Annotated in this window: 18 protein-coding genes; 9 read left to right on the top strand and 9 right to left on the bottom strand. The window is 72.6% G+C overall.

From position 1 onward, the window contains the following. Positions 1 to 21 precede the first annotated feature (21 nt). Positions 22 to 669: a TetR/AcrR family transcriptional regulator gene (locus AB0C33_RS42170; RefSeq protein WP_352362964.1), complete on the bottom strand. Its 648-nt coding sequence runs from the start codon at positions 667 to 669 to the stop codon at positions 22 to 24. Positions 670 to 960: 291 nt separating this feature from the next. On the opposite strand from AB0C33_RS42170, the gene AB0C33_RS42165 reads away from it, so the two are divergent. After that, complete coding sequence (locus AB0C33_RS42165) at positions 961 to 2388, top strand: aldehyde dehydrogenase family protein (protein ID WP_358298626.1); 1428 nt, start codon at positions 961 to 963, stop codon at positions 2386 to 2388. Between the two features lie 128 nt (positions 2389 to 2516). On the opposite strand, the gene AB0C33_RS42160 is transcribed toward AB0C33_RS42165, so the two are convergent. Continuing rightward, the gene (locus AB0C33_RS42160) at positions 2517 to 3602 is read right to left on the bottom strand and encodes a trypsin-like serine protease (protein ID WP_358298624.1); all 1086 of its coding nucleotides are present in this window, start codon (positions 3600 to 3602) and stop codon (positions 2517 to 2519) included. A gap of 55 nt (positions 3603 to 3657) precedes the next feature. Next, positions 3658 to 4671 (bottom strand): peptidase, encoded by a 1014-nt coding sequence (locus tag AB0C33_RS42155; RefSeq protein ID WP_358298622.1) that lies wholly within the window; start codon positions 4669 to 4671, stop codon positions 3658 to 3660. 198 nt (positions 4672 to 4869) lie between these two features. On the opposite strand from AB0C33_RS42155, the gene dxr reads away from it, so the two are divergent. From dxr to AB0C33_RS42135, 4 genes are all read left to right on the top strand, one after another. After that, entirely contained in the window at positions 4870 to 6060 is a 1191-nt protein-coding gene (dxr, locus tag AB0C33_RS42150) for a 1-deoxy-D-xylulose-5-phosphate reductoisomerase (protein ID WP_358298620.1), read from the top strand. A 40-nt stretch (positions 6061 to 6100) separates the two neighbouring features. Then, the gene (gene ispG / locus AB0C33_RS42145; RefSeq protein WP_358298617.1) at positions 6101 to 7270 is read left to right on the top strand and encodes a flavodoxin-dependent (E)-4-hydroxy-3-methylbut-2-enyl-diphosphate synthase; all 1170 of its coding nucleotides are present in this window, start codon (positions 6101 to 6103) and stop codon (positions 7268 to 7270) included. 129 nt (positions 7271 to 7399) lie between these two features. After that, positions 7400 to 8980, top strand: a complete 1581-nt coding sequence (locus tag AB0C33_RS42140) for an alpha/beta hydrolase (RefSeq protein WP_358298615.1) — start codon at positions 7400 to 7402, stop codon at positions 8978 to 8980. A 36-nt stretch (positions 8981 to 9016) separates the two neighbouring features. Next, positions 9017 to 9859 carry a GNAT family N-acetyltransferase gene (locus AB0C33_RS42135; RefSeq protein WP_352319456.1) on the top strand — a complete coding sequence of 281 codons (843 nt, stop codon included), beginning with the start codon at positions 9017 to 9019 and terminating at the stop codon, positions 9857 to 9859. A 10-nt stretch (positions 9860 to 9869) separates the two neighbouring features. Here AB0C33_RS42135 and AB0C33_RS42130 read toward each other — a convergent pair whose 3' ends face one another. The 3 genes from AB0C33_RS42130 to AB0C33_RS42120 are packed head-to-tail and all read right to left on the bottom strand — an operon-like array spanning position 9870 to position 12284. Continuing rightward, positions 9870 to 10247, bottom strand: a complete 378-nt coding sequence (locus AB0C33_RS42130) for a DUF3037 domain-containing protein (RefSeq protein ID WP_358298613.1) — start codon at positions 10245 to 10247, stop codon at positions 9870 to 9872. Beyond that, positions 10244 to 11056 carry a HipA family kinase gene (locus tag AB0C33_RS42125; RefSeq protein WP_358298611.1) on the bottom strand — a complete coding sequence of 271 codons (813 nt, stop codon included), beginning with the start codon at positions 11054 to 11056 and terminating at the stop codon, positions 10244 to 10246. Before AB0C33_RS42125 ends, AB0C33_RS42130 begins: the two co-directional genes overlap by 4 nt. A 49-nt stretch (positions 11057 to 11105) precedes the next feature. Beyond that, positions 11106 to 12284: an FAD-dependent monooxygenase gene (locus AB0C33_RS42120; RefSeq protein WP_358298609.1), complete on the bottom strand. Its 1179-nt coding sequence runs from the start codon at positions 12282 to 12284 to the stop codon at positions 11106 to 11108. A gap of 62 nt (positions 12285 to 12346) precedes the next feature. On the opposite strand from AB0C33_RS42120, the gene AB0C33_RS42115 reads away from it, so the two are divergent. After that, entirely contained in the window at positions 12347 to 12802 is a 456-nt protein-coding gene (locus AB0C33_RS42115) for a MarR family winged helix-turn-helix transcriptional regulator (protein WP_358298608.1), read from the top strand. Between the two features lie 90 nt (positions 12803 to 12892). Here AB0C33_RS42115 and AB0C33_RS42110 read toward each other — a convergent pair whose 3' ends face one another. Both AB0C33_RS42110 and AB0C33_RS42105 read right to left on the bottom strand, forming a co-directional pair. Further along, positions 12893 to 13762 (bottom strand): TIGR03619 family F420-dependent LLM class oxidoreductase, encoded by an 870-nt coding sequence (locus AB0C33_RS42110; RefSeq protein WP_358298607.1) that lies wholly within the window; start codon positions 13760 to 13762, stop codon positions 12893 to 12895. Beyond that, positions 13759 to 15006, bottom strand: coding sequence for an LLM class flavin-dependent oxidoreductase (locus AB0C33_RS42105; RefSeq protein ID WP_352319395.1), 1248 nt, complete (start codon positions 15004 to 15006; stop codon positions 13759 to 13761). The genes AB0C33_RS42110 and AB0C33_RS42105 overlap by 4 nt, the downstream gene beginning before the upstream one ends. Positions 15007 to 15092: 86 nt before the next feature. Here AB0C33_RS42105 and AB0C33_RS42100 point away from each other — a divergent pair, with 86 nt between their 5' ends. The 3 genes from AB0C33_RS42100 (at position 15093) to AB0C33_RS42090 (ending at position 19670) form a co-directional block, all read left to right on the top strand. Continuing rightward, positions 15093 to 15914, top strand: coding sequence for a TIGR03619 family F420-dependent LLM class oxidoreductase (locus AB0C33_RS42100; RefSeq protein ID WP_358298605.1), 822 nt, complete (start codon positions 15093 to 15095; stop codon positions 15912 to 15914). Between the two features lie 9 nt (positions 15915 to 15923). After that, positions 15924 to 17516, top strand: coding sequence for a protein kinase (locus AB0C33_RS42095; RefSeq protein WP_358298599.1), 1593 nt, complete (start codon positions 15924 to 15926; stop codon positions 17514 to 17516). A 108-nt stretch (positions 17517 to 17624) separates the two neighbouring features. Then, a complete protein-coding gene (locus AB0C33_RS42090; protein WP_358298597.1) occupies positions 17625 to 19670 on the top strand; it encodes a PASTA domain-containing protein in 2046 nt (681 codons plus the stop codon). Between the two features lie 112 nt (positions 19671 to 19782). Here the strand turns inward: AB0C33_RS42090 and AB0C33_RS42085 are convergent, their stop codons facing one another. Further along, entirely contained in the window at positions 19783 to 20304 is a 522-nt protein-coding gene (locus AB0C33_RS42085; protein WP_352362996.1) for a TetR family transcriptional regulator, read from the bottom strand. Positions 20305 to 20381: the final 77 nt, after the last annotated feature.

Here is a 20381-nt window from a genome sequence, read left to right as displayed (position 1 = left end):
CACCGCTGGACCGCGGGTGTTTCAGCGGCCGGGGGCCGAGGGCAGGCTGTCCTTGTCCACCAGGTAGCAGCAGATCGTGGCCAGGGTGACCGCCTCGTACGTGCGGTCGTCCCGCAGGTGGCCGGCCCGTTCCAGGCTGATCGCGCCCTGCGCGGCGGCCCAGAGCGCGTCGGCGATCTTGCGCGGCTGGGTCGGCGTCAGGTAGCCGGCGGAGATGCAGTCGGCGATCACCCGGTCGAGGATGTTCAGCGCCGCGCGGGCGAGCGTCCTGGCCCGCTCGCTGGGCTCGAAACCGGGGATGGCCCGTTCGAACATCAGGTTGTAGTAGCCCGGCTCGGACAGGCACGCCTGCCGGTAGGCGGGGCCGAGCGCGGTCAGGTACTCCAGCGGGTTGCGCCGCTGCGGGACCGCTTCGAGAAAGCGGCGGAAACGCTCGAAACCCTCCAGATACAGCGCCTCGGCCAGGCCCTCCCGGTTGCCGAACATCGTGTAGATGACGGTCGTCGTGCAGCCGGCCTCGGCCGCGATTCTGCGCATGGTCAGACTGTCGGGACCCTCGCTCTGAAGCAGGTTCACCGCCACGTCGAGCAGGCGGGAACGGAGTTCGTCGTGGGTGGCGCGCTCGCCCAGCAGGTAGGCGCCCTGCAGGCCCAGCGGGGTCGAGGTCATGCGACCTCCCCAGCGACCAAGGAGCTCAGTGTCCTTGTGACCTCACGTTGCTCGGTCACGGGGCCCACGCCTTTCTGATCGGGGGCCCACCGCGCTGGAGACCCGCACCCGATGACTTAGCCATGGCGGAGATCGCTCAAACCACTCCGCATGGTAAACATCCCGAATTGGGTCTACTTCTGTTACATCATGGGTATACACCAGGGCTTGTACTTAACGGTGAGCGCTCATGGGAGTCTTGTGCACCGTGGTGTAAATCCCCGGACTCCCGCTTGGCATAACGTCGTGGGTATGGACGTGCGTACCTTCTGGCTTGCCGGCCGGCCCGCCACCGGCGAAACCGATCTCACCGTGACCAACCCCCATGACGGTCGTGCGGTCGGCCGGTACTCCGTACCGACCGATGCTCAGGTCGAGGAGGCCGTCGCGGCCGCTCACGCGGTCTCGCGCGAGGCCGCCGCGCTGCCCGTGCACGTACGTGCCGAGGCCCTGGCCCACGTCTCGCGCCGGCTGGCCGAGCGGGCCGACGAGATCGCCCACCTGATCACCGCCGAGAACGGCAAGCCGATCTTCTGGGCGCGCGGCGAGGTCAACCGCGCCATCTCCACGTTCCGTTTCGCCGCCGAGGAGGCCCGCCGCTGGTCCGGCCAGGTGCAGCGGCTCGACACCGAGCCGGCCGCCGCGGGCCGTCTCGCCTACGTCTCCCGCGTGCCCAAGGGCCCGGTGCTGGCGATCACCCCGTTCAACTTCCCGCTGAACCTGGTCGCCCACAAGGTCGCGCCCGCCATCGCCGTCGGCGCCCCGATCATCGTCAAGCCCGCGCCGGCCACGCCGCTGTCCTCGCTGGTTCTCGGCGAGATCCTGGCCGAGACCGACCTGCCCGCGGGCATGTTCTCGGTGCTGCCCGTGCAGAACGAGCGCGCCGCCGCCCTCGTCGACGACCCCCGCCTGCCCGTGGTCTCCTTCACCGGCTCCGCGCCCGTCGGCTACGCCATCGCCGACCAGGTGCCGCGCAAGCACGTGACCCTGGAACTGGGCGGCAACGCCGCGGCCGTCGTGCTGGCCGACGCCGACCTCGACTGGGCCGCGCAGCGCATCGCCCTGTTCTCCAACTACCAGGCCGGTCAGAGCTGCATCGCCGTCCAGCGGGTGATCGTCGAGCAGCCGGTCTACGACGCGTTCGTCGAGCGGCTGCTGCCGGCCGTGGGCGCACTCGTCACGGGTGACCCGGCCGACGAGAAGACCCAGGTCGGGCCGCTGGTGTCGGAGGCCGCCGCCGAGCGGGTGGAGCAGTGGGTGCGTGAGGCGGTCGCCGCCGGCGCCCGCGTCCTGGCCGGTGGCACCCGCGAGGGCGCCACGGTCGCGCCGACCGTGCTGGCCGACGTCCCGCACGACGCCAAGGTGGCCTGCGAGGAGGTCTTCGGGCCGGTCATGATCCTCCAGCCGGCCGCGTCGATCGACGAGGCGTACGCCATGGTGAACGACTCCAAGTACGGCCTCCAGGCCGGCGTCTTCACCCGCTCCCTGGACGCCGCCTTCAAGGCCAACCGCGAGCTGGAGGTCGGCGGCGTGATCATCGGCGACGTGCCGTCGTACCGGGCCGACCAGATGCCGTACGGCGGCGTGAAGGACTCCGGCATCGGCCGCGAGGGCCTGCACTCGGCCATGGAGGACCTGACCTACGAGAAGGTCATGGTGCTCACCGGCCTGTCGCTGTAGCTCCCGGCCCGCCCCGCGCCTCCCCGGCGCGGGGCGGTCGTGTGTCCGGCGCCGTTTCTCAGGCGCGTTCGGCACCGCATTTCAGGCGCGTCCGGCACCGTTTTTCAGGCGCGTTCGGCGGTGGCCTTTCAGGCGCGTTCGGCCGTGGCGTAGACCGTCCTGGCGGCCTGGCCGAAGTACGGGCCGTACATGGTGTGCTGGTCGTCGCTGTACTTGAAGCTGCTCAGCGAGGTGACCGTGCCGCGGCCGGTCATCGGGTCGAAGCCGGACAGCCAGGGGCCGCCGCTCGACCCGGCGGTCATGGCGCAGCCCAGCCCCTGGTCGTGTGTCTGCTTGTACGGGTCGTCGCGCAGCCGCCCGGCGCAGTAGACGAGCTGGTCGCCGTCGTAGGGCGGGTCGGCCGGGTAGCCGAAGCCGTAGGTCTGGCCGCCGCGCGGGGTGTTGAAGGCGATGTCCTGGGTGCCCACCACGTCGGCGACGTGCCGCCCGCCCGAGGTGGCCAGGGCGACCATGCCGACGTCGTGGTTGTCGTCGCCGGAGCGCGACCAGGGGGCGGAGACGAACATGCGGCGGGCCGCGTACTGGCCGTAGGGCTGCTCGCCGCCCCTGCCGTAGCCGGGGACGAACGTCCAGTTCTGGGCCCATTCGCCGGCGCCGTCCTTGACGCAGTGGCCGGCGGTGACGACGAGGTCTTTGCTGGCGCTGGTGACCGTGCTGGCCGAGCAGACGAAGTCGGCGCCCGCCAGCGTCAGGAACACCCGCCCGGTGGTCCTGGTCACGGCTCCGCCGGTGCTCCAGCGCGCGCCGATCGTGCTGGCCTGGGGCCGGGACGACGCCTGGTGCCGGCGGCCGACGTTGATCTCGGTACGGCCGCCGGACCCGCCGGACCCGCCGGGCTTCGCCTGCGCCCCGCCGCGCCCGGTCAGGCCGCCGAGCAGGCCGTCGCCGTCGGTCACGGAGTCGAGCAGACCGATGGGCAGGGCCGCCGCCATGCGCTGCGGGGTCCAGTAGCCGAGCACGCGCCGCTGCTCGGCGTCGCTCCGCGCGGCCTCGTGCTCGACCACCATGCTCCGCCGGGCCGCGGTGTGCTCGACGGCGTGCTCGACGGCGGGACGATCGACCTGGTGCTGGCCGGGGACCGCGCCGAGGATCGCCGGTCCCGTCAGTCCCGCGATCAGCGGGGCGGCCGCAAGCAGGGAGGTGCTCAGGGTCATGGCCCCCGAGTGTGCACCACGACGTGTGTTCTTGCGGCTACTTTCCGTAAATTGATCAGAGTGCGCCGGTGGTTTGCGCTGCTTGGTAAACGGCCTGTGCTTCGTTTCCGAAATACGGGCCGAACATCCAGTTGGGGGCGAAGTTGTATTTGAAGCTGTTGACCGAGTTCTGCGTGCCGAGACCGGTCGACTCGTCGAAATTCAGCATCCACGGGCCGCCGCTCGCGCCGCCGGTCATGTCGCAGGTCAGGCCGAGGTCGTCGGAGAGCAGGAAGTCGTCGAACGTGCGGCCGTTGCAGTAGATGAGCTTCGAGCCGTCGTAGGGGGCGGCGGCCGGGTAGCCGAAGGAGTACATCTGCCGGCCACGCGGCTGGTTGAAGGCCACGCCCTGGCCGCCGACGACGTCCACCAGGCTTTTGCCGTCCACCTGGGCCACCACGGCGGCGGCCACGTCGAAGTTGACGTCCTCACTGGCGTTCCACTGGGGGGTGGTCAGCAGCTTGGCGGCCGGCCAGGTGCCGAAGGGGCGCTGGCCGGCGGCGTAGCCGGGCACGAACACCCAGTTGGTGTGGAAGGCGCCGCCGAGCTTGACGCAGTGGCCGGCGGTCAGCACCACGCTCTTGTTCGCGCTGGTCACCGCCGAGCCCGAGCACGAGGCGCTGCGTCCCTGGTAGGTGAAGAAGACCCGGCCGGTGGTCTTCACGACGGCGCCGCCGCCGCTCCAGGGAGCGCCGGAGCTGTTGGCCGACCGGAGCTGCCGCCCGTCGTCCCGGTCGCCGGTGGGCGGCGCCTGCCAGGGGGTGCCGCCGCCGGGCTCGCCGGGCTCGGCCACCGCGCCCTGGGCCGCCTTCCCGCCGTTCTTGGGCGCGGGCAGGTCGAGCGGCTGCGCGCTCTCCATGCGGGCCTCGGTCCAGTACCGCGTGACCTGCCGTTGCTCGGACGTCGAGTCCGCGGCGGCGTGCTGGGCGGGACGGGGTGCCGCGCCGGCCTGGGCCGCGGTGCCGGGGAGCAGGGCGATGCTCCCGGTGGCGAGGGTGAGGATGGAGAGCAGGGCAAATCTGCGGGGCATTACGTAACCTCCCGAAACCGGAGCTGGGGCTTGGAAGGTAGCCGCACAATAATCAGGATTTCTCAAGATATGCGCATCCCGATATAGCGATATTTGGACTTAAATGGCCTGGGTTATCGCGCGTCACTCGGGACCCGGGATCGCGCCGGTCGGCCCCTCACGTGCCCGTCCGCGTCCGGCAGCGGGGACAATGGACACGTGCATGCAGAGACCCTCCGCTCCGTCGTCGTGCTCGGCTCCACCGGCTCGGTCGGCACCCAGGCCCTCGACGTCATCGCCGCCGACCCCACCGGGTTCGAGGTCACCGGGCTCGCGGCCGGGGGCGGCAGGGTCGAGGAGCTGGCCGCGCAGGCGGCCCGGTTCGGCGTGGAGGTCGTGGCGGTGGCCGACGCCGCCGCCGTCCCGGCGCTCAAGGAGGCGCTGGCCGCGCGCGGGGCGTCCCCCGTCGTGCTGGGCGGCCACGAGGGCGTCGCCGAGGTCGCGGGCTGGCGGTGCGACACCGTGCTCAACGGCATCACCGGCGCGCTGGGCCTGACGTCCACGCTGGTCGCGCTGGAGGCCGGCCGCACGCTCGCGCTGGCCAACAAGGAGTCCCTGATCATCGGCGGGCCGCTGGTCAAACGGCTGGCCGCGCCGGGGCAGATCCTGCCGGTCGACTCCGAGCACTCGGCGGTGCAGCAGTGCCTGTGGGCGTCCGGCCCCGGCGGCCACGACCCCGCCGCCGTCAGGCAGCTCGTCATCACCGCCAGCGGAGGCCCGTTCAGGGGCATGAAGCGCGAGGAGATGGCCGACGTCACCCCCGAGATGGCGCTGGCCCATCCCACCTGGTCCATGGGCCCGGTCATCACCATCAACTCCGCCACCCTGGTCAACAAGGGGCTGGAGGTCATCGAGGCCCACCTGCTGTTCGACATCGGCTTCGACCGCATCGAGGTCGTCGTCCACCCGCAGTCGGTGATCCACTCCATGGTCGAGTACGTCGACGGCTCCACCATCGCCCAGGCCAGCCCGCCCGACATGCGCCTGCCGATCGCGCTCGCGCTGGCCCATCCGGCCCGCGTGCCCGGCGCCGCCCGGCCCGTCGACTGGACCAAGGCCCACACCTGGACCTTCGAGCCGCTCGACGACGCGGCCTTCCCGGCCGTCGCGCTGGCCCGGCACGTCGGCGCCGAGGGCGGCACCGCGCCCGCCGTCTACAACGCCGCCAACGAGGTCTGCGTCGAGGCGTTCACCAGGGGCGGGCTGCGTTTCCCCGCGATCGTCGACACGGTCGCCAAGGTCGTCGAGGAACACCGCGTCACCCCGGCCTCCAGCGTGGAGGAGGTGCTGGCCGCCGACGCCTGGGCCCGGGCGCGTGCGGCCGAACTCACAGCCGGGCAGTCCTTCTAGCTACCTAGACTGGGTAGCGTCGTCACACCTAAGGGTAGAAATGTCTTCTGTAGCACTTGGCATCCCGACGGTCCGCCCCAAGCCGCTCGCCGAACGCCGGCACTCCCGCCAGATCATGGTCGGCAGCGTTCCCGTGGGCGGCGACGCGCCCGTCTCCGTCCAGTCGATGACGACGACGGTCACCGCCGACGTCAACGCCACGTTGCAGCAGATCGCCGAGCTGACGGCGTCCGGCTGCCAGATCGTGCGCGTGGCCGTCCCGTCGCAGGACGACGCGGACGCGCTGCCGATCATCGCGAAGAAGTCCCAGATCCCGGTCATCGCCGACATCCACTTCCAGCCGAAGTACGTGTTCGCGGCCATCGAGGCGGGCTGCGCGGCGGTCCGCGTCAACCCGGGGAACATCAAGAAGTTCGACGACAAGGTGGGCGAGATCGCCAGGGCGGCCGCCGACCACGGCGTGCCGATCAGGATCGGCGTCAACGCCGGGTCGCTCGACCCCCGCCTGCTCCAGAAGTACGGCAAGGCCACGCCCGAGGCGCTGGTGGAGTCCGCGCTGTGGGAGTGCTCGCTGTTCGAGGAGCACGGCTTCAGGGACATCAAGATCTCGGTCAAGCACAACGACCCGGTCGTCATGATCAACGCCTACCGGCTGCTCGCCGCCAAGTGCGACTACCCGCTCCACCTCGGCGTCACCGAGGCCGGCCCCGCCTTCCAGGGCACGGTCAAGTCCGCCGTGGCGTTCGGCGCGCTGCTGGCCGAGGGCATCGGCGACACCATCCGCGTCTCGCTGTCCGCGCCGCCCGTCGAGGAGGTCAAGGTCGGCGCCCAGATCCTGGAGTCGCTGGGGCTGCGCGAGCGGGGGCTGGAGATCGTCTCCTGCCCGTCGTGCGGCCGCGCCCAGGTCGACGTCTACACGCTGGCCGAGCAGGTCCAGGCGGGCCTGGAGGGGCTCAAGGTCCCGCTGCGGGTGGCCGTCATGGGCTGCGTCGTCAACGGCCCCGGCGAGGCGCGCGAGGCCGACCTCGGCGTCGCCTCCGGCAACGGCAAGGGCCAGATCTTCGTCAAGGGCGAGGTCATCAAGACCGTGCCCGAGTCGCAGATCGTCGAGACCTTGATCGAGGAGGCCCTGCGGCTGGCCGAGGAGATGGGCGTCGAGGTCGACCTCGACGACGACGACGTCTCCGGGCCCCAGGTGACCGTGGGCTGAGCGCCCCGAGGGGCCGGTTACCCGGTGCAATGGCCCCATTACAATCTGGCAAGCCTTTCCCCATACCCAGCGTCATGACCCGCTCGCCCGCGGGAGCATCACAGGGCCATGACGAGGGGGAGGGGCTGGGTGAAGCGCGTATTCAGTGTTGCCGTCGGCATCGCGGTGCTGGTCGCCGGGGTTGTCAGCGCGGACGGTGTGGCGTCGGCCGGCAGGGGCGCGGCCTGGGGGGCGCAACAGGTGGTCTGGGGGCCGTGCCCGGCGAAGGAGGGCAAGACGGTCCGGGCCGACCTGGAGTGCGCCACCGTACGCGTGCCGCTCGACTACCGCGACCCCTGGGGCCAGTCGATCAAGCTGGCGATCAACCGCATCAAGGCCAAGGTGTCCAGGGACGGCAACCATCTCGGCACCCTGCTGATCAACCCGGGCGGCCCGGGAGCCTCGGGCCGTGACCTGACCGAGTTCGTCTCGAACGGGCTGCCGAACAGGCTGGGCGAGCGCTACGACGTCGTCGGGTTCGACCCGCGCGGGGTCGGCGGCAGCGAGCCGTCGCTCCACTGCGTGGACCCCGACACCTACTACCGGGCGCCGCGGCCCGACGCGGTGCCGCACACGGCCGGCGACGAGAGCAAGCTGCTGGCCAGGGCCGATGAGTACGCCACCCGCTGCGGCGACCTCTGGGCCTGGATGCTGCCGCACCTGACGACCGAGAACTCGGCCAGGGACATGGACACGATCAGGGCGGCGCTGGGCGAGGAGAAGATCAGCTACCTGGGCTACTCGTACGGCACCTACCTCGGGGCCGTCTACGCCACCCTGTTCCCGCAGCGGGTCAGGCGGCTGGTCATGGACAGCACGGTCAACCCCGAGGGCGTCTGGTACCGGTCGAACCTGGGCCAGGACATCGCCTTCGAACGCCGCCACCGCGCCTTCCTGGCCTGGACGGCCCGGCACAACGACGTCTACCGGCTGGGCGGCACGCTGAAGCAGACCTCGTTCGCCTACTACGCCATGCGCGACCGGCTGCGCACCCGCCCGGCCGGCGGCGTGGTCGGGCCGAGCGAGCTGGACGACACCTTCACCCTCGGCGGGTACACCGACCGGGTGTGGCCGGAGTTCGCCCGCGCCTGGTCCGCCTACGTGCGCAAGGGCGACGTGCAGCCGCTGGTGGAGGCGTACAACCGGCGCGGCAAGAACGACGCCGACGACGAGAACGGCTACGCCGTCTACCTCGGCGTGCAGTGCCGCGACGCCGCGTGGCCGCGCGACTGGGCCAAGTGGCGCACCGACATGACCCGGCTGCACCACAGGGCGCCGTTCCTGACCTGGCCGAACGCCTGGTTCAACGCGCCGTGCGCGTTCTGGCCGGTCAAGGGCGGCACGCCGGTCGCGGTGCACGGCTCGCCGAAGCTGCCGCCGGTGTTGTTCCTGCAGTCGCGCGACGACGCCGCGACGCCGTACCGGGGGGCGCTGGCCATGCACCGGCGATTCCCGCGCAGCGGCATGGTGATCGACGAGGGCGGCAACCACGGCGTGTCGCTGGCCGGCAACCGGTGCGTGGACGGCCACCTCGCGGCGTACCTGGCCGACGGCACGCTGCCGGCCCGGACGGTGTCCTGCGCGGCCCTGCCGGACCCGGCTCCGGCCGCCCACATGGCCGCGCGCGGCGCGCAGGGTCACGATCGGCTCACCGACGTGCTGTCCCGGTGAGCTATTCGGGGGACGTTCGCGTAGTCTGACCATGTGATGCTGCGTACATCGGCGTCGCGCGTGCTCGACGACAGCGACCGGGACGAGGTTCTCGCCCTGCTTGACTGCGATCCGGTCGCCAACGTCTTCGTCTCCTCCCGGGTGCGGGCCGTCGGACTCAATCCGGCACGCCTCGGGGGGCAGATGTGGGGATTCGGGCCGCGCGGCGGGCTCGTGTCGCTCTGTTACGCCGGCGCGAACATGGTGCCGGTCAACGCCGGCCCCGAGGCCGTGCACGCGTTCGCCGACCGTGCCCGCAAGCAGGGGCGCAGGTGCTCGTCCATCGTGGGCCCCGTCGAGGCGGTGTCCCTGCTGTGGGAGCGGCTGGAGCCGCACTGGGGCAGGGCGCGGGCCATCCGGTGGGCGCAGCCGGTGATGGCGACCTCCAGCAAGGCTCCCGTGCCCGCCGATCCGCTGGTGCGCCGGGTGCGGCCCGAGGAGTTCGACATCGTGCTGCCGGCGTGCGTGGCGATGTTCACCGAGGAGGTGGGCGTCTCGCCCAACCTCGGCGACGGCGGCGCGCTCTACCGCACCCGGGTCGCCGAGCTGATCCGCATCGGCCGCTCCTACGCGCGCATCGACGACGGCCGGGTGGTGTTCAAGGCCGAGGTGGGCGCCGTCACGCCGCACGCCTGCCAGATCCAGGGCGTGTGGGTGGCCCCCGACCAGCGCGGCAAGGGGCACGCGGTGGCGGGCATGGCGGCGGTCGTGGAGGCGGCGATGAGCTGCTTCGCCCCCGTCGTGTCGCTCTACGTCAACGACTTCAACCACTCGGCGCGGGCCGTCTACCGCAAGGTGGGGTTCCGCGAGGTGGACACCTTCATGTCGGTGCTGTTCTGAGGGTGTGCGGCTAGAGGCTGACCAGCTTGTCGAAGAGGCGGGCCAGCTCGGTGGCGGGGTCGGCGGTGAGGCCGGCGTGCACCGGGCCGGTCTGGACGATCGTGCTGCGCGGCGCGGTCAGCCAGCGGAACCGGCCGCCCAGCGGCTCGCCCGCGAGGGGGCCCGGCCGGTCGCCGCAGGCCCGCTCGTAGGCGCTGAGCGCGTGGCGCACGCCGTCGAGGTCGGCGCCGGGGTCGAGGGCGCGCAGGCGGGCCGGGTCGAGGTGCACGCGCGCGCACAGGTAGTCGCGCGGCTGGCAGTAGAGCAGCACGCCGGCGTTGATCAGCTCACCGCGCTCGATCTTGGGCATGACGCGGATCACCGCGTACTCGTAGACGTCTCTGGTCACCGGCTGCCTCCCCGCCAGAACTCGCCGACCGAGCCGGGCCCCGCTGCCCTGCGTTCCTTGTCGGGGCCGCGCAGCAGCCATTCGCGCGGGCCGTGCGCCCGGCTCAGCAGATGCTCGGTGTAGGCCTCCCGCACGGCCTGGGCTGAGTCGAAGCCCGGCTCGCCGTCGAGCCATTCGTCGGGCACCAGGGCCGTCACCTCGCCGAGCAGCTCGCGGGTGATCCGGCCGGCCAGGTCGTCGCCGGCGGCGAGCACGTCGGGCGCGAACGGCGCGAGCACGTGGTCGCCGGTGTCGAAGGGGCGCTGCGGGTCGGCCGTGCGCCAGTTGTGGTGGAACCACAGCGCCGCGCCGTGGTCGATGAGCCAGGTGTCGCGGTGCCAGACCAGCAGGTTGGGGTTGCGCCAGCTCCGGTCGATGTTGTGGATCAGCCCGTCGAACCAGACGACCCTGGAGGCGAACACCGGGTCGGGGATCCAGCCCAGCGGGTCGAACCCGAGCGCGCCGGGCAGGAAGTCGACCGCCAGGTTGAGGCCGGTGCTGGCCTTGAGGAGGTCCTGGACCTCCTCGTCGGGTTCGCGGACGCCGAGCTGCGGGTCGAGGTCGATGAGCTTGAGCTCGGGGGTGCGCAGCCCCAGCCGGCGGCCCAGCTCGGCGGCGATGATCTCCGCGACGAGCACCCGCCGGCCCTGCCCCGCCTCGCGGAACTTCACCACGTACGTGCCGAGGTCGTCGGCCTCGACGACGCCCGGCAGCGACCCGCCCTCCCGCAGCGGGGTCACATATCGGGTGGCTGCGATCTTTTCCAGCACGGGACGAGGCTATCGTCCCCCTGGCCTTCGTCCGTAACTCCGGGCCGGTTCAACGCGCCGGTGGCCGGACAGGTCGGGCGAAAGGGGCGAACGGCTGCCGCAACGAAGCCTCGACGGCGGTGAACGCGTAGTCGAGCATGGCGTGCTCATAGGCCGTCTTCGCCTCGGCGAGCGGGCGGCCTGCGGCGGCGGCCGCGGCCAGAGCCGCGCTCAGGGTGTGGGCGTCGCGCAGCGCGACGTTCGCGCCCTCGCCGCGTCCAGGACTCATGCTGTGCACGGCGTCGCCGAGCAGGGTCACCGCGGGCTCGTCCCAGGGGCGTACGCGCCGGGCCGAGTGGGTGTGCACCAGGAACGTCGCCTCGGGGTCGGCCCGCTCGACGATCCGGCGCACGCCCTCGTGCCAGCCGGCGACCGTGGCGAGCGCGAGCCGGTGCAGGGCGGCGGGGGAGGTGTCGTCCGGCCGGGGGCCGGGGGCGGTCAGCGTCCAGGAGAAGTAGCCGGGGACGTCGGTCAGCTCCACGCCGGGGGCGTGCCGGGCGGCGGCCTCGGCCACCGGCGCGCAGGGGCGGCAGGTGGCGACCGAGATCGCGGTGTGGTCGGGCGCGGTGACCCGGTTGAAGGTGTCGACCAGGTCGGGAGGCGTGGCGGCCAGCAGGTCGGGGGTCAGGACGGTCCTGCCGTACAGGGCCCAGTCGAGCCGGTCCACGACGGCGTCGGGGAGGAGCTGGGCGCGGACGCGGGAGCCGACGCCGTCCGCGCCGGCGAGCAGGTCGCCGTCCAGGGCGGAGCCGTCGGCGAGGTGGGCGCGGACGCGGTCGCCGGGCAGCGGTTCGTACCGGGTGAACTCGGTGCCGAAGCGCACGTCGAGGCCGGACAGCAGGATCTCGCGCAGGGTGAGCCGGTTGACGCCGAAGCCGTCCACGCCGGGGAGCTGGGGCGGGACGTCCTTGGAGAACTTGGGGACCAGCCGGGTGTCCATGAACGTCATGCGGGTGGCCGGGCGGATGGAGGTGGCCACGGCCAGGTCGTACAGGCCGGGGGGCAGGCACGCGCGCAGCGCCGCGGCGCCGGTCTCCTTGAGGCTGATGCGGTAACCCTGGGGGCGGTGGCCGGCCGAGGGGTCGCGCTCCAGGACGGTGGCCTGGAAACCCGCCTTGCGCAGGCCCTGGGCCAGGGATAAGCCGCCGATGCCGCCTCCTGCGACGATGACGTGGGCAGAAGTGTCCATGGATCCGACGATAGACGATAGCTGTCGCGACAGTAAATGCTTGCGCCAGCTATTCTGGTCGCGTGACCGACGATCGTTTGCCGCCGCCGTTCGAACTGGTGCTGGGCGGCGGGTCGCTGCTCGTGCAGGTGGGGCGGGAGCTCAACACCGAGACCGAGCGCCGCCTGGCGCCGCTCGGGCTCACGGCGCAGCAGGCGGCGCTGCTGCTGCACGCGGCGGGCGGGCGCAGCACGCCCGGCGTGCTGAAGGGCCGGCTCGGCACGGACACGGCCGGGATGACCCGGCTGCTGGACCGGCTGGAGGCCAAGGGGCTGCTGCGGCGGGTCCGGCGGCCCGAGGACCGGCGCTCGGTCGTCATCGAGCTGACGGACGAGGGGCACGCGCTGGTGCCGCGCCTGCCGCCGATCTTCGGCGGGGTCAGCCGCCAGGTCTTCTCGGGCTTCTCCGGGGAGGAGATCGAGCAGGTCACGGGCATGCTTCGGCGGATCATGGCCAACCTGGCGGAAGGGGGATCGTGACCGGGGCGCGCGCGTGCCGCGCTCCCGGCCAGGATCGTCGGAGGTTCTGAGGCTCCGGGGCTCTGGTTTCTGGGGGCCGGGCCTTCGGGGTCAGAGTTTGGCGATGACCTCCTCGGCGAAGCGCTCCATCGTGGCGATCTTGAGTTCGAGGCTGTCCTCGCCGTACCGGGCCTTCTCCTCGGGGGTGGCCAGCCACCAGGGGGCGGCCATGGTGGCGGTCACGCCCTTGGCGGCGAAGCGGCGGTAGGTCTCGGCGTCCGGCAGCACGGCCAGCGGGGCGACGATGTCGAACGGGCCCGTCCTGCCGTTCTCGTCGAGGTGCCGGCGGAGGGTGTCGAGCACCGGGTCGAGCTGCTCCTCGGTGTAGATGCGGTTGCCCAGCCAGCCGTCGCCGAAGCGGGCGGCCCGGCGCAGCGCCGCCTCGCTGTCGCCGCCCACGTAGACGGGCACGGGCCCGGCCGGCGTGGGGGAGATCGACAGCGGTGGCAGGCCGTCCAGCTCGACGGTCTCGCCGGACCACAGGGCGCGCAGCGTGGGCAGCATCCGGTCGAGGCGGCGGCCCCGGGTGTGGAAGTCCTGGCCGGTGCCGGCGAACTCCTCCTCGCACCACCCCACCCCGACCCCGAAGGTCACCCGTTCCCGCGACAGCACCGCCGCCGTGGAGACCAGCTTGGCCACGGTGAACAGGTCGCGGGCCGGGGCGATGTAGACGTTCGGCGAGAAGCGCAGCGTCGTGGTCGCCGTGGCCATCGCGCCGATCGTCACCCACACGTCGGGCCAGTGCGTCTCGGCGTCCCACCGGGGCGCGCCCGACCGCGAGTACGGGTACCGCGAGGCGAAGTCGGCGTAGAACAGGTGGTCCGACAGCGTGAAGGTGTCGAAGCCGCAGCGCTCGGCCGCCCGCGCCAGCTCCACGAACTGGTCGGTCGGGACGAACGAGGCCCCCAGCCACATCTTCATCGGAACTCCGGCGCGACCTTGGTGGCGAACATCTCCAGGTTCCGCTTGACCGTGTCCAGCGGGAGCACGCCCTGCTGCCCCTGCATGTACAGGCCGAACCACTCCAGGTCCGGCATGCGGTCGAGCATGCGCTGGATGCCGCGCTTGACGTCGTCCGGCGTGCCGAACAGGGCCATCTCCACGTCGTTCATGCGCTTGGCGTCGCCCTTCTCGGGGGAGATCGGCTTGTGCTTCTCGTCCTCCTTCTTGCGCAGCACCTCCAGGTAGCCGAAGGGGCCGAAGAAGGCGGCGAAGTCCTTGGGGATGCTGCGGCCGAAGGTGTTGATCGCCTCTTCGGTGGTGTCCGCGATGCCGACGATCTTCAGGATGCCGGTGTGCTCGCCCAGCTTGTAGTGGCGGCCCTGCCGGGCCGACTCCTCCTGGTAGAGCTTGGCCTTGGCGGCGTGGTCGTCGGGGTTGGGGGTGAACATCCACGGCAGGATGTCCTCCTGCGCGGCCCTGATCACCGACCGGTCGGAGATCGTGAACGGCTGCCACAACTCCGGATGCGGGTTCTGGTACGGCCGGGGGCAGACCGAGACGGCCTGGATCTTCCCGTCGTCGGAGACCTCGCCGGGCGCCCCGAAGGTCTTGGTCCATTCCATCGCGGGCCAGCCCTCGATACCGTCGAAGGGGTATGGCACCTCGTAGTCCAGCACGTCGGACTTGTAGCGGAGGGTCTCCTGCGTCCAGGCCATCTTCATGATCTTCAGCACCTCGCCGAAGACGTCGAAGTTCCGCGTGTCCGAGGCCGAGCCGTCGGAGCGGGCGGCGGCGGCCTGCCAGCGCTGGCCGAGGACGTTCATCCAGCGGTTCTGGTAACCCCGGGCCACGCCGAGCCGCAGCCGGCCCTTGCTGAACTGGTCGAGCAGCGCCACGTCCTCGGCGGCCCTGATCGGGTCCCAGGCGGGCAGCACCATGCCGAGCGGGGCGAGCAGAATGCGCTCGGTCCGCGCGGCGAGGTCGGTGAGGAACATCAGCGGATTGACCGAGAACTCCATCCCCTCGGAGTGGAAGTGGTGCTCGGTCATCATCAGCGCGTCGAACCCGATCTGGTCGGCGTGGACGGCTATCTCCCGCACCTCGTGCAGCAGCCGCTGATACGACTCTGTGTCGCGTCCGATGGGACGCCGTGCCTTGGCGTTCTCCTCGGCCGCGTATCCAGAGCCTGGAATCTGCGGATTCAGGAAGATAGAGAACTTCACCGGGAACCTCTTTCCGCGGACGTCGCCTTGCAAGCTACCCTGGAAATCTTAGCCGAGCAATCGCTTGGTTGACATGAGGAGGCCGTATGAGGCTGGGTGTCACGATGTTCGCCACGGATCTGGCCATGCCGGTCCAGGACCTCGCGGCCGCGGCCGAGGAGCGCGGGTTCGACTCGCTCTACCTGCCCGAGCACACCCACATCCCGGTCAGCCGCCGCACGCCGCCCGCCGGCGGCCAGGCCGAGCTGCCCGAGGAGTACAAGCGCACCCTGGACCCGCTGGTCGCGCTCTCCTTCGCCGCCGCCGCGACCCGGCGGCTGCGCGTCGGCACCGGCATCCTGCTCGCCGCCCAGCGCGACCCGATCGTGACCGCCAAGGCCCTGGCCACGCTCGACCACCTGTCCGGCGGGCGCGTGGTGGTCGGCGTCGGGTTCGGCTGGAACGTCGAGGAGATCGAGAACCACGGCGTGCCGTACGGGCGGCGGCGCGAGGTCGCCCGGCGCAACGTGCTGGCCATGCGGGCCTTCTGGCGGGACGAGGTGGCCGCCGTCGAAGGGCTCGAACCGTCCTGGTCGTGGCCCAAGCCCGCGCACGACCTGCCCGTCTACCTCGGCGGTGCCGCCGGGCCGAAGCTGTTCGCGCACATCGCCGAGTACGGCGACGGCTGGATGCCCATCGGCGGCAAGGGCGTCAAGGACGCGCTGCCCGCGCTGCGCGAGGCGTGCGAGAAGGCCGGGCGGCCGATGGCCAGGGTGATCCCGTTCGGGACGTTGCCCACCAGGGAGAAGCTGGACTACTTCGCCGGGCTCGGCATCGAGGAGGCCGTGGCCACCCTGCCGAGTGGCCCGGCGGACGTCGTGCTGCGCGCCCTCGACGGCTACGCCGCGCTGCTGCAGGCGGTGTCATAATGACGCCCTATGTCCGAGCTCCATGCTGATGATCCCCGACAGCTGGGGGAGTACCGGCTCTCGCGCAGGCTCGGGCAGGGCGGCCAGGGCGTCGTCTTCCTCGGTCACTCGGCGGCCGGAGGGCAGGTCGCGATCAAGCTGCTGCACGCGAGCGTGTCCAAGGACGCCGACGTGCGGCGCAGGTTCCTCGGCGAGGTGGAGGCGGTGCGCCGGGTCGCGGCGTTCTGCACTGCCCAGCTCCTCGACGCCGACCTCGACGGCGACCGGCCCTACCTGGTCAGCGAGTACGTCGAAGGGCCCTCGCTGGGCGAGCACGTGATGGCCGGTGGGCCGCGGCGCGGCGGCTCGCTCGACCGGCTGGCCATCGGCACCGCCACCGCCCTGGGGGCGATCCACCGGGCGGGGGTCGTCCACCGCGACCTGAAGCCGGGCAACGTGCTGCTCAGCCTCGACGGGCCGCGGGTGATCGACTTCGGGGTGTCCCGGCTGATGGACGCCGCCGCCACCACGACCAGGTCGCCCATCGGCACGCCGGCCTACCTGTCGCCCGAGCGCATCAGCGGGGAGGCCGCGGGGCCGCCCGCGGACATGTGGGCGTGGGGGCTGACCGTGGCGTACACGGCCGGGGGGCGGCACGCGTACATGGCGGACACCTACCAGGAGGTCCTGGCCCGGATCCTGTACGGCAAGCCGGATCTGCGCGGGTTGTCGGGGCGGCTGCGGGAGATCGTGGAGGCGTGCCTGGCCCACGACCCGCGCGACCGTCCGGACGCCGAGGAGACGTTGCGCGCGCTGCTCGGCCAGGACGGCGGAACGGGCGACGTCCTGCCCTCCGGCGCCCAAGCCGCCGCCCCGGCCCCGCCGCCCCCCTTCCCGCACACCACCCCCACCCTCGACAGACCCCCCACCACCGCGCCCCGCCCCTCTCCGGAAGACGCGCCCGCCACAGTCCCCTGGCCCTCCGCCGAAAGGCCCTCCGCCCCCGCGCCCGGGGAAGCGCCCACCGCACCTCTCGAAGGGACGCCCGCCGTCGCGGCCGGGGGAGCGGCCTCCCCTTCCTCCGGAGGGACGCCCAGGGGAGCGGCCTCCCCTCCTCCCGTAGGGACCGCCGGCGCGGGGCGGAGGTCGTGGCGGAGGTGGCAGGTGGTCGTGGCGGTGGCCGGGGTCGCGATGGGGGTCGCCGGTATCGTGTTCTGGTTGCGCGCGTCCCAAGGACCCGGCCTGGACGGCACCAAGGGGACGGCCCAGCACACCCCCACCCCCACCACCGGGAAACCGGACGCGACGCGCGCCCCCCTGGACGGCACCTGGACGGGATCGGCCGAGCACCCCACGGCCGGCCGGGTCTTCCCGGTCGAGCTGCGCCTGCGCGCCGACGGCGCATCCACCATGCGCTGGGGCGCCGACCTGCACTGTTCCGGCCGGCTCACCCCCACCAGGAGCGCCGTCGTGTTCGCCCTCGGCCAGGTCAAGGGCCAGGCGTGCCACGCCGGGACGGTCCGCATCGTCCCCTCGGACGACTCCAACCGGTTCCAGGTCAAGGTGACCCGGTCCGACACCGGCGCCGTCATGTACTCGGGCCGGCTCTCCCGCGCCTCCTGACCGGCTGTGTCACGGTCAGGCGGCGATTGCCGTGCACACTGTTGACTGAACGCCGCCCGTTGCCTTCAGTGGAGAGCAAGAAGGGGTGGCGGCGAGGGGAGGCGCCCCGTGCCGACGGCGCAGCCGCTGAGAACGGGGGACCCGCACAGACTCGGCGAGTACGAGCTCGCCGGGCGGCTGGGTGAAGGCGGACAGGGCGCGGTGTTCCTCGGTTCGCGAAGCGGCGAGAGGTACGCGGTCAAGCTGCTGCACGGGCCCGTGGGGGACGAGCAAGGGGCGTTCCTGCGGGAGGTGGAGCTGGCCAAGCATGTGGCGAGGTTCTGCACGGCCCAGGTGATCGACGCCGGGTTCGACGAGGGCCGGCCGTACATCGTGAGCGAGTACGTCGACGGGCCCTCGCTGCACCGGGAGGTCTCGCTGACCGGGCCGCGGCACGGCGGCGCGCTGGAGCGGCTGGCGGTCGGCACCGCGACCGCGCTGGCCGCGATCCACCGGGCGGGCATCGTGCACCGGGACTTCAAACCGCAGAACGTGCTGCTCGGGCCCGACGGGCCGCGGGTGATCGACTTCGGCCTGGCCAGGGCGCTGGACGCGGCGGCCACGGTGACGAACAGGGGCGTGGGCACGCCGGCGTACATGGCTCCCGAGCAGATCACCGCCTCGGCCGTGACCGGGGCGGCCGACGTCTTCTCCTGGGGCGCGACGATGTGCTTCGCGGCCAACGCGAGCGCGCCGTTCGGGCAGGACTCGGTGGCGCCGGTGCTGCACCGCATCCTGACCGCCCCGCCCGAACTGGGCCGGCTGGACGGGCGGCTGCGGGTACTGGTCGCCGCCTGCCTGGACAAGGACGTCAGGAACCGGCCCGCCAGCAGGGAACTGCTGCTCGCGCTGCTCGGCGAGCCGGACGCGCCGGACCATGGGCACGGCGACGTGCCGCTGGTCCCCGGGCAACGTCCGCCCGTGCCGCTGGCCGAGCCCGAGGTCACCGGCGTGGCCGGCGCCTACCACCTGCGCTCGCGGACGGGCGCCGGCCCGGAACCTCCCACGTCCACCGGCCCGACGACCCCGCCGGGCCCGACGACGCCGGTCGAGGCGCCCCCGCGAGACCAGAGGACGCCGGACGAGGCCGGCCCGCCGGACGGCCCGAGGACGCCGGACGGCCTGCGGACGCGAGCCGAGAGGGGCGCGCCGGACCGGCAGGGCCGGGGACGCGGGGCCGGGTGGGTGCAGGCGGTCGTGGCGGTGTGCGCGGCGCTGCTGGTGACCGCGGTCGTCCTCACCGTGATCGTGCCCGCGCTCAACGGCCACCGCTCCGGCCAGGCGTCCGTGCTGCCGCCGAACCCGCCGAGCCCGGCGCGTTCGGCGCACGCCTCCTCGCGTCCGGGCGGGAAGCCGGCGGAGCGGCAGCGTGTGCCCACCGTCGCGCCCGCCGTCGAGCCCACGGGCGAACCGACCGGTGTGCCGACAGCAGGGCGGCCGGTGACGGTCGTGGTCCCGCCGCTGACCGGCCTGGGCCGGGCCGACGCGGTCAAGGCGCTCAAGCAGGCCGGGCTGACCGTCGGCACGGTCACCAGAACCGACTCGCCGCGGGAGATCGGCCGAGTGCTGGGCAGCCGTCCGGCGGCCGGCACGGTGGTGGGCCGGGGCGGCGCGGTCGCGCTGGAGGTGTCGGCGGGGGTGCCGGTGCCGTCCGTGATCGGGCGGCAGCGCACGGCGGCCGAGGCGGCGCTCACCGCCGCCGGGCTCGCGGCGGGAACGGTCACCCGGGCCTGCTCCGACCAGCCGGACGGCCAGGTCCTCGCGACGCGGCCGGAGGCCGGCGCGCGCCTGCCGGGCGGCGCGACGGTGGCGCTCACGGTGGCCCGCCAGGGTGTGGAGGTGCCGTCGGTGGTGGGGCGCCCCCGCGCCGACGGCCGGGCCGACCTGGTCGCGGCCGGCTTCACGGTACGGTCCCGCGCCCAGGTCGTGGACGACGACGCCAAGGCGGACACCGTCCTGAGCCAGAGCCTGACCCCGGGCAGCTGCGCCGCGCCCGGCGACGTGGTGGTGATCACGGTCGGCGTCGCCGGCCAGTCCGGCGGCCCCGGCCCCGGCCCCGAGGAGCCCACGCAGACCCCGACCGGCCCCGCCACCGACCCCTCGACCGGTCTGTAGCCGCCGCCGGCGCGCCCACAAGCGGGGGGAGGCGGCGGAGAGGCGGCGGGGAGGTAGTGGAGAAGCGGCGGGAAGGTGGTGGAGAGGGGGCGGGGAGGCGGCGGGGAAGCCGTCAGAAGGCCAGCGCGGACTCCAGCATGACCGCCGTGACCTGGTCCTCCGGCAGGTCCATGGTCTTGACCACGCCCCACTGCAGCGCCCCGAGCAGCGCCCAGCACCTGACCCTGGCCTCAGGGCCCGGGTTCTCGCCGGCGAGCTTGGCGAAGATCTCGTCCCTGAACGTGCCGACGACCGCGCGCTCGGAGCCGGGCGGCTGGCTGTCGTCGGCCGCCAGGTCCTCCATGAACAGGCGGATCACCGCGCGGTGCCGCACCGCGAAGACGGCCAGGGCCTCGACGAACGCCTTGCGGTCGGGGTGCTCGGTGTCGAGCAGCGTGATCATCTCGGCCGCGGCGGGGGAGAGCAGTTCGGAGGCCAGCCGGTCCTTGGGGTGGAAGTGGTAGGCGACGGCGGTCTTGGTCAGCCCGACCGCGGCGGCGATGTCGGCCAGCGAGGTGCCCGCGTAGCCGCGCTCGGCGAACAGCTCGCGCGCGGCCGCCAGGATCCGGGAGCGGGTGTCGTCGGGTGTGGTCATCGTCTCATTTCCCACGGGATCCGGAATTTCCGATGTCCTCCGTTTTATCGTAGTCCTGTACGACCGTACAGGACGGC

The organism is Nonomuraea sp. NPDC048881 (assembly GCF_040649795.1).
Classification (GTDB): Bacteria; Actinomycetota; Actinomycetes; order Streptosporangiales; family Streptosporangiaceae; genus Nonomuraea.
The sequence above is the reverse complement of the archived record's forward strand: the minus strand, read 5'-3'. Positions and strand labels throughout refer to the sequence as shown.

Excerpts from the sequence above, each read along its gene's own strand:
- AB0C33_RS42170 (WP_352362964.1), bottom strand. The coding sequence starts at position 669 with ATGACCTCGACCCCGCTGGGCCTGCAGGGCGCCTACCTGCTGGGCGAG.
- AB0C33_RS42165 (WP_358298626.1), top strand. The coding sequence starts at position 961 with ATGGACGTGCGTACCTTCTGGCTTGCCGGCCGGCCCGCCACCGGCGAA.
- AB0C33_RS42160 (WP_358298624.1), bottom strand. The coding sequence starts at position 3,602 with ATGACCCTGAGCACCTCCCTGCTTGCGGCCGCCCCGCTGATCGCGGGA.
- AB0C33_RS42155 (WP_358298622.1), bottom strand. The coding sequence starts at position 4,671 with ATGCCCCGCAGATTTGCCCTGCTCTCCATCCTCACCCTCGCCACCGGG.
- ispG (WP_358298617.1), top strand. The coding sequence starts at position 6,101 with ATGTCTTCTGTAGCACTTGGCATCCCGACGGTCCGCCCCAAGCCGCTC.
- AB0C33_RS42135 (WP_352319456.1), top strand. The coding sequence starts at position 9,017 with ATGCTGCGTACATCGGCGTCGCGCGTGCTCGACGACAGCGACCGGGAC.
- AB0C33_RS42120 (WP_358298609.1), bottom strand. The coding sequence starts at position 12,284 with ATGGACACTTCTGCCCACGTCATCGTCGCAGGAGGCGGCATCGGCGGC.
- AB0C33_RS42110 (WP_358298607.1), bottom strand. The coding sequence starts at position 13,762 with ATGAAGATGTGGCTGGGGGCCTCGTTCGTCCCGACCGACCAGTTCGTG.
- AB0C33_RS42100 (WP_358298605.1), top strand. The coding sequence starts at position 15,093 with ATGAGGCTGGGTGTCACGATGTTCGCCACGGATCTGGCCATGCCGGTC.
- AB0C33_RS42095 (WP_358298599.1), top strand. The coding sequence starts at position 15,924 with ATGTCCGAGCTCCATGCTGATGATCCCCGACAGCTGGGGGAGTACCGG.
- AB0C33_RS42085 (WP_352362996.1), bottom strand. The coding sequence starts at position 20,304 with ATGACCACACCCGACGACACCCGCTCCCGGATCCTGGCGGCCGCGCGC.